The sequence below is a fragment of the Curtobacterium sp. Leaf154 genome, from assembly GCF_001424595.1.
Taxonomy (GTDB): Bacteria; Actinomycetota; Actinomycetes; order Actinomycetales; family Microbacteriaceae; genus Curtobacterium; species Curtobacterium poinsettiae.
Genome location: NZ_LMOS01000005.1, coordinates 134,989 through 148,662 on the forward strand (window position 1 = coordinate 134,989; position 13,674 = coordinate 148,662).

Here is a 13,674-nt window from a genome sequence, read left to right on the forward strand (position 1 = left end):
AAGACGCCGGGTCGCGAAGGGCGACCCGGCGTTTTCTGCTCACTCGGTGAGCGCGCCCGTCAGTGGAACTGCGGAACGATGAGATAGATGCCGTAGAGCACGACGGCGCCGCACACGACGAAGCACGCGACGGCAGCGGCACGGAGTGCACGTGTAGCCGTCGAGGCGCCGGCCGGGTTCGGGAAGCCCGCGGTGGCCGGACCGATCGTGCCGTCGTCCTTCACGGTGAACTTGCCGGCGCGGGTGTCGGCGGCGCTCCAGAGACGGAGGCCGACCGAGTACACGGCGACGACGAAGCACGACGAGACCACGGCGACGAGCGCCACGGTGAGGAATGCAAACCAGTCGATGCCCATCAGCGACGGCCTCCCTTGCGGGCCGCCATGCGACGGAGCGTCCGCTCGCGGCTCAGTTCGGCGCGACGCTCGGCGACCGCGTCGGCGCGCTTCTTGCGCTGCATGTCGCGCAGCTCCTTGCGGGTCAGGACCGCGTTCGCGGCGACGTCGACCTCGATGGCCGAGGCCTGCTCGTGCGGCTTGCGGAGCGACCAGAGGTACAGGCCGAGGATGACGGCGGCACCGACCACGGCGTCGATCACGAGCCCGATGACGCCGAGACGGGCGATCCCGGAAGCGACGGCACCGACCGCAGCAGCGGCAGGCAGGGTGATGAACCAGGCGATGACGATCTTGCCGGCGGTCGACCACTGGATCTTCGAGCCCCGGCGGCCGAGACCGGCACCGATGATGGAACCCGAGGACACCTGCGTGGTGGACAGCGCGAAGCCGAGGTGGCTGGAGGCGAGGATCGTCGCCGCGGTCGAGGCCTCGGCCGCGAAGCCCTGGGTCGCCCGGATCTCGGTGATGCCCGAGCCGAGCGTGCGGATGATGCGCCAGCCACCCGTGTAGGTACCGAGCGCGATCGCGAGGGCACAGGCCACGACGACCCAGAACTGCACGCCCTGGTTGGACGACTGCGCGCCCGAGGCGATGAGGGTCAGCGTGATGACGCCCATCGTCTTCTGCGCGTCGTTGGTGCCGTGCGCCAGGGACACCATCGAGCTGGTGAAGACCTGCCCGATCCGGAACCCGCCGCGCTCGTTCGGGAACACCGGCCGCTTGGTGATCCGGTACGCGATGCGCGTCGACAGGAACGACACGAGCGCCGCGATCACGGGCGAGGCGAACGCCGGGATGATCACGACCGTCAGCAGCGCGACGTAGTTGACCGACTGGAACCCGGCACCGACGATCGCGGCACCGATGAGCCCGCCGAACAACGCGTGCGAGGACGACGACGGCAGCCCGCGGAGCCACGTGATCATGTTCCAGACGACTGCCCCGATCAAGCCCGCGAAGATCATCTCGGGGCTGATCGCGACGCCACCGGGGCCCTCGTTGATCAGCCCGTGCGAGATCGACGTCGCCACGGCGGTGCTGAGGAACGCACCGACCAGGTTGAGCACCGCAGCGACGGTGACCGCCACCTTGGGCTTCATGGCGCCGGTCGCGATCGGGGTCGCCATCGCGTTGGCGGTGTCGTGAAAACCGTTTGTGAAGTCGAAGAAGAGGGCCAACGCGATGACCAGGACGACTATGAGTGTGATGTCCACCGCGGGCAAGTGTCCCAGGCGTCGGCCCTTCGAGCAAACCTGATCGGCAACCTGTTGTTCACCGTCGCTTCACACTCGTTCAGGTTCGGAACCATGCCGATGGAAGAATGGGTCCATGGACACCGCTGAGCTCCTCATCCTGTTGATCGGATCGCTCGCGGTGACCGGGTTCGCCCGCGCCAAGGGGCTCCCCGCTCCCCTGCTCGTCACAGCGGTCGCCCTGGCGGCCTCGTTCCTGCCCGGGCTGCCCCCGATGGAGATCGACTCCGAGGTCATCCTCACGGTGATCCTGCCGCCGCTGCTCTACTCCGCCGCGCTCGACGTGTCGTGGCAGAGCTTCCGCGGCTCGATCAAACAGATCCGACGACTCGGCATCTTCCTGGTGATCGTGACGGCCCTGGTCGTCGGCGGAGTGGCGTACCTGCTCATCCCGGACATGACGCTGCCTGCGGCGATCCTGCTCGGCGCGATCGTCGCCCCGCCGGACGCGGTGTCCGCCGCCGCGATCGGCCGGAAGCTCGGACTCCCCCGGCGTGTCATGACCGTGCTGTCCGGCGAGAGCCTCATCAACGACGCGGCCTCGCTGACCCTGGTGCGCGTGTTCACGCTCATCATCGCCGGCACGTCGCTGACGGTCTGGCAGGACCTCGGCATCTTCGGGCTCGCGATCGGCGTCGGCCTGGTCGTCGGCATCGTGCTCGGCGTCGTCGTGCACTGGATCCGGATGCGCATCAACGACCCCGTGGTCGAGACGATCATGAGCATCCTGCTGCCGTTCGTCGCGTACATCCTCGCCGAGGACCTGTCCGGCTCCGGCGTGATCGCGGTCGTCACGGCCGGCCTGTACATCGGCTACAACTCACCGAAGGAGGGCTACGCCACCCGCCTGCAGGAGCGTCCGCTCTGGACGAGCATCGACGTCATCCTGGAGGGCTTCGTGTTCGCGCTCATCGGCCTGCAGCTCAACACCGTCGTGCAGGACCTGGTGGAGAGCGAGCGCAGCCTCGGGCAGACGCTCACCGCGGCGGCCGTCGTGCTCGCGGTGGTGATCCTGGTGCGGCCGCTGTTCGTGTTCGAGTCGTACGTGCGCAACCGGTTCAACGGGAAGTGGCTCCGGCCGCTGCGGATCAAGCTGTCCCGCGGGCACCCCTCACTGCGGTGGATGCGCGGTTCCGCGGAGCCGAAGCTCAACTGGCGGGAGCTCACCGTCATCTCGTGGACGGGCATGCGTGGCGTGGTGACCCTGGCGGCAGCGGTCTCCGTCGTCGCGAGCCCGACGCAGATCCCGGCGCAGGACACGATCTTCATCATCGCCTTCTTCGTCACCGTCGGCACCCTGCTGTTGCAGGGGCTCACGCTGCCCTTCGTCATCCGCGCGCTCAAGGTGCAGGACCCGGCCGAGGGCGAAGAGGACGTGCGCAGCGAGATGCGACTCAACCAGCGCACCACCGAGGCCGCGATCGAGCTGCTCGAGAAGCGACGTCCGGCGTGGGCGAAGCAGTACGGCTCGGACGCCGTCGACTCGGTGGTGAACCGGCTGAAGGCACGACTCGAGCGTCAGGCCGAGACCTTCCGCCAGGACGCCGAGGAAGAAGAGGACGAGGAGCGGAACGTCGCACTGCGCCTGCGTGGCTCGCAGATCCAGGACATCCGGCGCGAGCTGCTCGACCGCCGCCGCGAGATCGTGCTCGAGGAGCGGGAGAAGGGGAACCTCGACGAGGAGGTCATGCGCCGCGTGCTCGTGACCCTCGACGCCGAGGAGCTCGCAATGGACTCGGCGCAGGCATCGCGCAGTCGCTCCTGAGCACCTCGGGCGTATCCTGGCGCTCCGATCGAGAGCAGGAGCAGAGCGCCGAGTGAGCACGCCGCGGAACGACGTCCCCAGGAACGACGACGGACCGGAGCGCCCCGGCGGTTCGCGTCCGACGCCCTCGAAGTCGCGCGGGAGCCGGCCGTCCGCCCAGGGGACGAAGCCGCGTCGCGGTGCCAAGGTCGCGGGACACGCCAGCCGGTCAGCACCCCGGCGGCAGGCCCCCGTCCCCGCCCCGCAGCAGTACAGCGCGTACCGCCGCTGGTACTCGACACTGCACCCGTCGCTCCAGCTCATCGGCCTGCAGCTGTGGATGCCGCTGTTCTTCATCGTCGGGTTCTGCCTGTGCTACGTGTTCGCGTTCCACGCCCCGCACCCGCACGACGTGCCGATCGCCCTGATCGGCAGCGACCCGTCCTTCGTGCAGGCCGTGCAGCGGGCGTTGCCGGGCGAGTTCGTGTTCCACTCCTACGACTCGCTCGCCCAGGCGAAGCGCGACGTGGTCGACGGCTCGATGGCGGTCGCGTACGACCCGGCCGCGAACGAGTTCTTCAAGGCGAGCGCGCACCAGTTCCAGGTCGCGAGCCTCGTGCCGGCCACCCTCAGCGCGGTGCTCACCGGCCTGGGCGTCGCGACCCCGAAGGTGACCGAGCTCGCGCCCCTGCCGGCGTGGGACGAGTACGGCACCGTGGCGATGTACGTGATGCTCGCGTGGTGCATCGGCGGCTACATGGTCGCGATGTTCATCGGCATCATGGGCGGCCCGCTCCGGCACCGCACCCGCATGACGGTCATCGCGGTCGGCGGCCTGGTCATCTCGCTCATCACGAACACGCTCGCCGGCCCGGTGCTCGGTGCCATCCACGGCCACTGGATCCAGCTGGTGCTCATCGCCTGGGGCTGGATCGTGGCGATCGGCCTGGCGGTGAACGGTCTGAGCTACTTCGTCGGCCGCTTCATCGCCGCCCCGGCGATGATCTGCTTCGTCTTCCTGTCCATGCCGTCGTCCGGCGGCGCCTACCCGAAGTGGTTCATGCCCGAGCCGTTCGCGTGGCTCAACAACGTCGTGGTCGGCTCGAGCATGGTCGACATGATCAAGCACCAGGTCTACGGCGTCGGCCCCGGTCCGGCCCGAGGCCTGATCACGATGGCGTGCTACGCGGCGGCCGGCCTCGTGCTCATGTACTTCGGCAAGCAGTGGTGGGAGCGCAAACGGATCCGCGCGATCGTCACCGGCCGCACGACGATGTTCCAGGACGCGAACACGGCCAACCGCGAGTTCCTCGGCGGGCAGCGCGACGCCGAGCTGGAGCGCCACGGGCTGACCTCCACCGAGACCGGCACCCTGAGCGTGCTGCGGGACGACGACTGGGAGGACGAACGCACCGGTGGCGACGTCTTCACCGGCGCGCGCGACGGCCTCGAACCGGGCGCGACCCCGACCGGTCGCATCGCCGTGCAGCGCCCCGCGAACCGGAAGGAGCCGCGACCGGCGGCGGCTCCGCACGGCAAGCACGCCGACCGCTGACGCGTATCCTGAGGGGCATGAACCCCCGAATCACCTGGCACCGCGTCCTCGTCAGCGTCGTCGTCGTGTTCCTCGTGCTGACGCTGGGCTTCTACGCCGCGAGCGTCCTGCTCGCCCCAGCCGACGGGCGCGGCACCGCCGGGCTGTTCGTCGGGTGGGCGATGTTCTCGATGATCGGTGCGATCGTCGTCGGTGTCATCGACTTCTTCGTGCGACCCCTGGGCGGCCGGAGCGGCGACGCCGACGTCATGGCCGCCGCCGAAGAGGCCCGGACCGGCAGCACCCGCACGCAGCAGACGCGCTAGCAGCCAGCAGCTACTCACCCAAGCCGACGCCGACACCCGTCCCGGTGAACCCGGACACCGTCGCGTCGTCCTCGGCGAACGTGAACCGCGCCCGGACGTTGCCGCCAGCGAGCACCCCCGGCAACCAGTACCGGGCGTCGTCCCACATCGCGTCGTAGGGCACGGCGTCGACCGGGATCCACAGCGGCTCCAGTTCGTCCGAGCCCGACGGGTCTCCCTGCCAGCGGCGGCAGACGAAGACGTCCGAGACCTGGGACCAGGACGGTCGGTACGGGAACCGGTAGTCCAACGTGCCACGGGCCTCCAGGTCGACCGCGTCGAGCCGCAGGCCGACCTCTTCACGCACCTCGCGCACGGCGGTCTCGACCGCCGTCTCGCCGGACTCGCGCTTGCCGCCGGGGCCGACCAGACGGCCGGTGCCGAGGCCGCGGCGCTTCTCCCCCAGCAGCACCTCGGGCCCTGCCTGGCCGTCGCGCAGCAGGTACACGACCACCACCCGGGGATGCTGGGACTTGCTCTCGTCGCGAAGGCTCACGCGTCCAGTGTGGCCGATGGAGTGTCGTACGCTCTTCCCATGGCAGGCGTGCTGCGGGGGCACCATGGCTGAGCCCCGCAGGACCGGGCGCAGCCTCGAAGTGCTGCGCGCCGAGGCCGCCGAGGAGATCTCGATGCTCGTCGAGCACCGGAGCCGTCAGGGCGAGGACCCGTGGGAGTTCATGCCGACGCTCCCGACCGTCGACGAGCAGGTCGTGCTGATCCTGCGCGCGGACGCCGTCGACCTGGACGAGGCGATCGGCAAGCGGCACGCGCAGTGGTCGAGCCACCCGGCGTCCGGGCAGGGCACCCGGCTGGGTGAGGAGTACCACCGGCTGCGCCGGATCGCGCTGCAGCACCCCGAGCTGACGCCCGCCGTGTGGAAGCTGCTCGGCGCCCTGCCCGAAGCGGGCTGAGCTGCGGTTGGATGGACGCATGACCGAAACCGTGCTCGCCGTCCTCAACCAGCCCTCCCGCGACGCCGCGCCGCACGACCCCGCGGCCGACGCCTTCACGTGGGCGAAGCCGCTCGAGGAGCACGTCCAGGTGCAGGACCTCGGCGTCACGCGCGGTGACGGCGTGTTCGAGACGATCACGGTGATCGACGGCCGACCCCAGGCCCTCGAGGCGCACCTCGCCCGCTTCGGTCGCTCCGCCGCGATGCTCGACCTGCCCGCCCCCGACCCCGAGGCGTGGCGCCAGGCCATCGAGGCCGTCTGCGCGCGCCTCGACCCGGTACGGGAGGCCTTCGCCAAGACCGTCCTGACCCGCGGCGTCGAGGGCACCGACCGTCCGACCGGCTGGGTCTACGCCGCGCCGTCTGGCGACTCCACGGCCGCCCGCACCGAGGGGATCTCCGTCGTCGTCCTCGACCGCGGCTACCGGCACGACGTCGAGCGCACCTCGCCCTGGCTGCTGCAGGGCGCGAAGACGCTGTCGTACGGCGTCAACATGGCCGCCCTGCGCGAGGCCGTCCGCCGCGGCGCCGACGACGCCCTGTTCGTCTCGAGCGACGGCTACGTGCTCGAGGGCACGCGCGCGAACCTGATCATGAAGGTCGGCGACCGGCTGGTCACGCCCCGCACCGACATCGGGATCCTGGCGGGCACGACGCAGGCCGACGTGTTCCGCTTCGCTGAGCAGGAGGGCATCGAGACCGCCTACGAGCTCGTCACCCTCGCCGATCTTGCAGCCGCGGACGCGCTCTGGCTCGTGTCGAGCGTGCGGCAGGCGGCGCCGATCCGTTCGGTGAACGGCGACGCCCGCGCGATCGACGCGGACCTGACGACGCGCATCAACGACTTCCTGCTGGCGCGCGAGGTCTGAGCACGGTCTGACCGCTCGACCCGGAAGACGCCGTCGTGTCCGCGAGACGCCGCGGAATTGGGCGGCGTCTCGCGGGTGTGACGGCGTCGTGCCGAAACGACGGCGTCTCGCGACCGGACACCTGACGGACGGGAGGCCCGTGGCGGGCTCGCCACGGGCCTCCCGTCCGCCTGTGGCTGAGCCCACCGCGTCACGCGAGACGCCGGCGTCTCGTGGCCGCTACCAGCGCGGCGTGGTGACGCCGGCCCCGTCGGCCCACGCGAAGACGGTCTTGCCGTCGATCCAGACGCGCGTCGCGCGGCTGGTCGCGTCGAGCGGGTCGCCGTCCCAGAGCACGAGGTCGGCGTCGTAGCCCTCGGCCAGGCGACCGACACGGTCGCCGAAGCCCAGGAACTCGGCCGGGTTGACCGTGAGCGCCTCGAGTGCGGTCTGGGCGGGCAGGCCCTCCTTCACGGCGGCGGTCGCCTGGTCGACGAGCATGTTGATCGGCACGACCGGCGCGTCCGTCGTGATGGCGACCCGGACCCCGGCCGCCGCGATGGTGGCGAGGTTCGGGATGCCGCGGTCGCGGAGTTCGACCTTCGAGCGGCTGGTGAAGAGCGGGCCGTAGATGACCGGGATGTCCTTCGCGGCGAGCACGTCGGCGATCTTGTGCGCCTCGGTGCCGTGGTTCACGACGAGCCGGTAGCCGAACTCCTCGGACAGGCGGATGGCGGTGGCGATGTCGTCGTGGCGGTGGGTGTGCTGGTCCCAGACGAGTTCGCCGTCGAGCACCCGGACGAGCGTCTCCTTCGTCAGGTCGCGGGCGAACGGCTCGTCCTTCGCGGCGGCGGCATCGCGGGCGGCCTTGTAGTTCTGCGCGTCGACGAAGGCGTCACGGATGATCTTGGCGACACCGAGCCGGGTGGAGGGGGTCTGGCCCTTGCCGCCGTAGACCCGCTTCGGGTTCTCGCCGAGGGCGCTCTTCACGCTCACCGAGTCGGAGATGAGCTGCTCGTCGATCGTCCGGCCGCCCCAGGTCTTGATGGCGACGCTCTGGCCGCCGATCGGGTTGCCCGAGCCGGGCTTGACGACGATGCTCGTGATCCCGCCGGCGAGCGCGTCCCGGAAGCCCTCGTCGTCGATGTCGATCGCGTCGATCGCGCGGACGCCCGCCATGTTCGGGGCGGTCATCTCGTTCGTGTCGTTGCCGGCCTCGCCGTTGGCTTCTTCGTGGATGCCGACGTGGCCGTGCGCCTCGACGAACCCGGGGACGAGCCACGAACCCGCGGCGTCGATGACCGTCATGCCGTCGGGCGGGGTGACGTCGGGCCCGACCGCGGTGATCCGGCCGTCCTCGACGATGACCGCGCCGCCGTCGAAGGCGGGGGCGGAGACGGGGACGACGTGGGCACCGGTGATCGCGAAGGAGTTGCTCATGGCACCAACGGTACGCGGGGGCGTGCGGGCGGGGCGTGCGGGCGAAATACCGATTCCTGGCGCCGGACGTCCCGGCGGCCCTACCGTCGCGGGATGGCACACCGGAGCGAGACCTGGCCCACGCACCACAGCGCCGAACGACCCTGGCGCAGCGCAGTCCGCGGGTGCCGTGACGACCGGCTGGTGACCACCGTGCGGGTGTCGGTGCCCCCGTCCATCGCCGGGGCTCGGTGGACACCCGACGACGACACCGTCGCACTGCTCGACCGGAGCGCCACGGCCCTGCGCACCCTCGACGTCCACCACGGCTCCCGGCTCGCACCGCTCGGGTCCGTGCTCGGCCGGACCGAAGCCGTGGCGTCGTCGCGGATCGAGGACGAGCCCGCCTCGATCGACGACCTGGCGCGCGCGCTCGTCGGCATCCGGGCGAACCCGGGTGCCACCGCGGTGGTCCGGGCCGGCGGCGCCGTCGAGCACCTGGTCTCCGCGGCGGACTCGGGCATCGTCACGGAGTCGTCCCTGCTCGAGGCGCACCGTCTGCTGATGCGCGACGACCCGGTCGACGGACGGTCCGCAGGCCGGTACCGCGACGTGCAGAACTGGATCGGTGGCGGCGCCACACCCCGCGACGCCCGGTACGTCCCACCGCCGCCGGAGCTCGTGGCACCGCTGATGGCCGACCTGCTCGCGTTCGTGCACCGTGTGGACCTGCACCCGATCGCCCAGGCGGCCATCGCGCACGCGCAGTTCGAGTCGATCCACCCCTTCACCGACGGCAACGGTCGGATCGGGCGGGCGCTGATCGGTGCCGTGCTGCGGCGCCGCGGGGTCACGACGACGGTGACCGCACCCGTGGCCACCGCACTCGCGGCGGACCGACGGCGGTACTTCCGGCACCTGGAGCGGTACCGCGACGGCCAGGTCACCGGGTTCGTGGCCGACCTGGCCCTGGCGATCGGGACGGTGTGCGACGAGGCGACGCTCGGCGCCCTGCTGCTCGCCGAGCACGACGCCGACCGGTCCGCCGGTCCCTGCGCCACGGGCCCGCACGCCGTCGTCGGCCGTGCGCTCGCCGACGACCCCGTCCTGACCGAAGCGCACCTGGGAACCCTGCTCACCGCCGACCAGGTCGAGCGCGTCACGCTCGACCTGGTGCTGGCGGGCGTGCTCCGTCCGGTCACCCGTCGCCGCCGTGACCGCGCCTGGGTGGCACCCGCCGTGGTCGCCGAGCTCGAGGCGTTCGAGCAGCGGGTGCACGCCGCTGTGGGCGGCCACGAGCGGACCGCGGCCTGACCGGGGGTGCGGGCGAATAGGGTGGGACGGTGAGCAACGAGCACACCGCATCCACCCCGCCCAGCGCCGCCAAGCGGCCCGTGACACGGACCCACCACGGCATCGACTTCGTCGACGACTACGAGTGGCTGCGGGACAAGGAATCCCCCGACACCCTGGCGTACCTCGAAGCCGAGAACGCCCACACCGACGCCGCGACCGCGCACCTCGCGCCGCTGCGGGACCGCATCTTCGCCGAGGTGAAGAGCCGCGTGCAGGAGACCGACCTCTCGGTGCCGGTGCGCATGGGCGACTGGTGGTACTTCACCCGCACCGCCGAGGGCAGCCAGTACGGCGTGCACTGCCGCGTGCCCGTCGCCGGCCCGGACGACTGGACGCCGCCCGCCGTGGTCGAGGGCGAGTCGACCCTGCCCGGTGAGCAGGTGGTGCTGGACGGCAACGCCCTGGCCGACGGCCACGAGTTCTTCTCCCTCGGCACCTACGACATCAGCGACGACGGCACCCGCCTGGTGTACGGCATCGACGTCGAGGGCGACGAGCGGTACACCCTGCACGTGCGCGACCTGGCTTCGGGGACCGACCTCGGCGACGCCATCCCGAACACCGGGGCCGGCGCCACGTTCGACCCGGCGGGCCGCTACGTCTTCTACCCCACGGTCGACGAGTCCTGGCGTCCGGACAAGATCTGGCGGCACACGGTCGGCACCGCGGCGTCCGAGGACGTCCTGGTGTTCGAGGAACCCGACGACCGCTACTGGATCGGCGTCGGCGTCACCCGCTCGTCGCAGTACATCGTCATCGAGCTCGGCTCGAAGATCACGTCCGAGGCGCACGTCCTCGATGCTGCGGACCCGACCGGTGAGTTCCAGGTCGTCTGGCCCCGCCGCGAGGGCGTCGAGTACGAGATCGAGCACGCCATCGTCGGTGGCAGCGACCGGTTCCTGGTGCTGCACAACGACGGCGCCGAGAACTTCGAGCTCGTCGACGTCCCCGCCGACGACCCGACGTCCGAGCGTGACCGCCGCGTCGTCGTGGCACACCACACCGAGCGCCGCATCGAGTCGGTCGACGCCTTCGCCGGGCACCTCGCGCTGGAGTACCGGTCCGAGGCGCTCCCCCGCGTCGCGATCATCCCGATCGAGGGCGACGGCTACGGCGACGCGCACGAGGTCCCCTTCGACGAAGCCCTGTTCTCCGCGGGGCTCGGCGGCAACCCGGAGTGGGAGCAGCCGACACTCCGCATCGGGTACACGTCGTTCGTCACCCCCTCCGAGGTCAGCGACCTCGACCTGGCCACCGGCGAGGTCACCGTCCTGAAGCGCCAGCCCGTGCTCGGTGGCTACGACCCGGCCGACTACGTGCAGGAACGCGACTGGGCCACCGCGGCCGACGGCACCCGCGTGCCGATCTCGCTCGTCTGGCGCCGTGACGCCGTCGACCAGGACTCGCCGTCGCCGCTGCACCTGTACGGCTACGGCTCGTACGAACACTCGATCGACCCCGGCTTCAGCGTCATGCGCCTGTCGATGCTCGACCGCGGTGTCGTCTTCGCGGTCGCGCACGTCCGTGGTGGCGGTGAACTCGGCCGGCACTGGTACGAGAACGGCAAGACCCTGACGAAGAAGAACACCTTCACCGACTTCGTCGCGGTCGCCGAGCACCTGATCGAGTCCGGCCGGACGAGCGCCGACCGGCTCGTGGCCGAGGGCGGCAGTGCGGGTGGGCTCCTGATGGGCGCCGTCGCGAACCTCGCACCCGAACGGTTCGCCGGCATCCTGGCGGCCGTGCCGTTCGTCGACGCGCTGACGAGCATCCTCGACCCGGACCTGCCCCTCACCGTCATCGAGTGGGACGAGTGGGGCGACCCGCTGCACGACGCCGAGGTCTACCGCTACATGAGCGAGTACACGCCCTACGAGAACGTCCGCGACGACGTCCAGTACCCGCAGATCCTCGCCGTGACCTCGATCAACGACACCCGCGTGCTCTACGTCGAGCCCGCGAAGTGGACCGCGAAGCTCCGCGAGGTCGGCGCGCCCGTGCTGCTGAAGACCGAGATGTCCGCCGGCCACGGTGGTGTCAGCGGTCGGTACGCGTCGTGGAAGGAGCGGGCGTTCGAACTCGCCTGGCTGCTCGACGTGCTCGGGCTCGCCGACGAGACGCCCGCCGCGGCGACCGCCACCCCGATCGCCGCGGGCTGAGCAGCGCCGCGCACTTCGTGAGCAGAAGAGGTCGGGTCCGAACGCGGGACCCGACCTCTTCTGCTCACCAAGCGAACAGCGGCGCACGCAACGCGCGCACTCCGCTCACACGCGGTTGAGCGCGTGCACCGCCTCGTCGTAGGACTCCTCGGCCAGGCGCACCCGGTCCCCCGCGAGCACCCCGTACCCGAACGTGCCCTCACCGCCACGCTCCGCGATCGCCGCGTTCGCCCGCAGGATGTCGAGGGCGCGCAGCGACCGCACCCGCTCCGTCAGCACGTCGGCGGCGGTACCGATCCGCTTCCACAGCGCGTGTGGGAACGCGTCGTCGCCGAGCACGTCCATCGCCATCCGGGCCCGCATCGTCTCCTGCCACGCGGCCTCGGTGGTGCTCCGGTCGGCGGCCTCCCGCTCGGCGGCGGTGTCCGAGGTGTCGTCGGCGACGGCGGCCCGGACGAGCTCGCGCACGCGCGGCTTCACGTCGGCGCCGACGTCCTGGGCGACCTGCTTCGGCGAGCGGAGCGACCACGCGGTCGGCACCGGACGCTCGGCTGCGTCGTCGAGGGCGTCGAGCAGCTCGAGGAACGGCTCGCCGTGCAGGAACGCGACGACGTCGCGCACCGCCTGGTCGCGACGCTCACGGGTCGAGGCCAGGATCCGCTCACGGGTCAACGCGTCGACCAGGTCGTCCTGCGCCGGCGACGACGCCCGCGGCAGCCGGTCGATCAGGTACTCGGCCAGCGCCGCACGGGCGGTGACGCCCGCCAGGCCGTCCGCCGCCTCGGCGGCGCGGTCGACGGCCTCGCCGTCGCGGAACGCCGGGCGGTAGGCGCCCAGGATCGCGGCGATCTCGAGGGTGGTGTCGGCCGCTTGCCGGAGGTCGGCCGTGTCGCCGGAGCGGAGCCGGGCCTCCTGGCCGAGCAGCGCGATGCGCAGCTTGCGCACCCGCTTCGCCAGGATGCGTGCGGTCGTGCCCTTGGCCGGCTTCTCCTCGGTCTGGAGGCGCGGTGCCGGTGCTCCTGCCAGCCCGCGTGCCAGCTTGGACGCGACTGCGGCGGGGCCGGCGCCGACGGCCGCGAAGCGTCCGTCGAGGGCCGCGAACAGCTCGTGGGCGATCTGCGGGTCGACGCCGTCGACGGTCTCGACCTCGACCTCACGCCAGGTGCGCGGGGTCTCCGGGGCGTCGTCGTCGAGGCGCTGGGCGGTGACCTGGTCGTCGGCGAGCTCGGCGATCTGGTCGCCGTCCTCGTCGAGCAGTCGAGTGACGGTCCGGGTGGTGGTGATCCGGACGACCGGACGCAGCCCGCGGCCGCGACGCTCGGTGAAGAGTGCGGCGAGGACCTCGTCGGGCACCGTGTCGGCGTCGTCGGTCAGGGGGAACTGCTGCTCGTGGCGGACCGTGTCCGACTCGGAGCGCTTGATGTGCCAACCGGCGTCGGGGCCACCGGTGCGACGGCGGACCGTCACCCGCGCGGCCACCAGGTCGTACCGCTCGGTGTCCCAGTAGGTCGCGTCCAGTTCGAACGGCTCCTGGTGCTCGGTGCGGAGGATGCCGCCCGCGCCGACGAGGTCGGGCAGGGCACCGCCCTCGGGCAGGTCGTAGGTGCGCTCGATCTCGAGGTGCGTGTGGCTCACACGGTCTTGTC

Annotated in this window: 12 protein-coding genes; 7 read left to right on the forward strand and 5 right to left on the reverse strand. The window is 71.3% G+C overall.

Annotated elements, in window-relative coordinates; translation table 11 throughout:
* Window positions 1-59 precede the first annotated feature (59 nt).
* Together ASF75_RS10850 and ASF75_RS10855 are read right to left on the reverse strand one after the other, a co-directional pair.
* Window positions 60-356, reverse strand: coding sequence for a hypothetical protein (locus ASF75_RS10850; RefSeq protein WP_017885946.1), 297 nt, complete (start codon window positions 354-356; stop codon window positions 60-62).
* Window positions 356-1,612: an inorganic phosphate transporter gene (locus tag ASF75_RS10855; RefSeq protein WP_040418878.1), complete on the reverse strand. Its 1,257-nt coding sequence runs from the start codon at window positions 1,610-1,612 to the stop codon at window positions 356-358. The genes ASF75_RS10850 and ASF75_RS10855 overlap by 1 nt, the downstream gene beginning before the upstream one ends.
* Window positions 1,613-1,727: 115 nt before the next feature.
* Between ASF75_RS10855 and ASF75_RS10860 the strand changes: the two genes are divergently transcribed.
* From ASF75_RS10860 to ASF75_RS10870, 3 genes are read left to right on the forward strand one after another with little or no spacing between them, the layout of a single operon-like run.
* Entirely contained in the window at window positions 1,728-3,416 is a 1,689-nt protein-coding gene (locus tag ASF75_RS10860) for a cation:proton antiporter (RefSeq protein ID WP_017885948.1), read from the forward strand.
* A gap of 52 nt (window positions 3,417-3,468) precedes the next feature.
* Entirely contained in the window at window positions 3,469-4,950 is a 1,482-nt protein-coding gene (locus ASF75_RS10865; RefSeq protein ID WP_056071316.1) for an ABC transporter permease, read from the forward strand.
* A 17-nt stretch (window positions 4,951-4,967) separates the two neighbouring features.
* Complete coding sequence (locus ASF75_RS10870) at window positions 4,968-5,255, forward strand: hypothetical protein (RefSeq protein ID WP_017885949.1); 288 nt, start codon at window positions 4,968-4,970, stop codon at window positions 5,253-5,255.
* A 10-nt stretch (window positions 5,256-5,265) separates the two neighbouring features.
* Here ASF75_RS10870 and ASF75_RS10875 read toward each other — a convergent pair whose 3' ends face one another.
* On the reverse strand, window positions 5,266-5,790 hold the full coding sequence (locus tag ASF75_RS10875; RefSeq protein WP_162243019.1) for an 8-oxo-dGTP diphosphatase: 525 nt from the start codon (window positions 5,788-5,790) through the stop codon (window positions 5,266-5,268).
* A gap of 64 nt (window positions 5,791-5,854) precedes the next feature.
* Between ASF75_RS10875 and ASF75_RS10880 the strand changes: the two genes are divergently transcribed.
* Together ASF75_RS10880 and ASF75_RS10885 are read left to right on the forward strand one after the other, a co-directional pair.
* Window positions 5,855-6,205, forward strand: a complete 351-nt coding sequence (locus ASF75_RS10880) for a tryptophan synthase subunit alpha (protein WP_027464736.1) — start codon at window positions 5,855-5,857, stop codon at window positions 6,203-6,205.
* Between the two features lie 19 nt (window positions 6,206-6,224).
* The gene (locus tag ASF75_RS10885) at window positions 6,225-7,115 is read left to right on the forward strand and encodes an aminodeoxychorismate lyase (RefSeq protein ID WP_056071322.1); all 891 of its coding nucleotides are present in this window, start codon (window positions 6,225-6,227) and stop codon (window positions 7,113-7,115) included.
* Between the two features lie 219 nt (window positions 7,116-7,334).
* Here ASF75_RS10885 and ASF75_RS10890 read toward each other — a convergent pair whose 3' ends face one another.
* Window positions 7,335-8,534 (reverse strand): amidohydrolase, encoded by a 1,200-nt coding sequence (locus ASF75_RS10890; protein WP_056071325.1) that lies wholly within the window; start codon window positions 8,532-8,534, stop codon window positions 7,335-7,337.
* A gap of 93 nt (window positions 8,535-8,627) precedes the next feature.
* Between ASF75_RS10890 and ASF75_RS10895 the strand changes: the two genes are divergently transcribed.
* A complete protein-coding gene (locus tag ASF75_RS10895) occupies window positions 8,628-9,827 on the forward strand; it encodes a Fic family protein (protein WP_082509667.1) in 1,200 nt (399 codons plus the stop codon).
* Window positions 9,828-9,856: 29 nt separating this feature from the next.
* Window positions 9,857-12,028: a S9 family peptidase gene (locus tag ASF75_RS10900; protein ID WP_056071331.1), complete on the forward strand. Its 2,172-nt coding sequence runs from the start codon at window positions 9,857-9,859 to the stop codon at window positions 12,026-12,028.
* Between the two features lie 105 nt (window positions 12,029-12,133).
* Here the strand turns inward: ASF75_RS10900 and ASF75_RS10905 are convergent, their stop codons facing one another.
* Entirely contained in the window at window positions 12,134-13,663 is a 1,530-nt protein-coding gene (locus ASF75_RS10905; protein ID WP_056071333.1) for a CYTH domain-containing protein, read from the reverse strand.
* Window positions 13,664-13,674 lie beyond the last annotated feature (11 nt).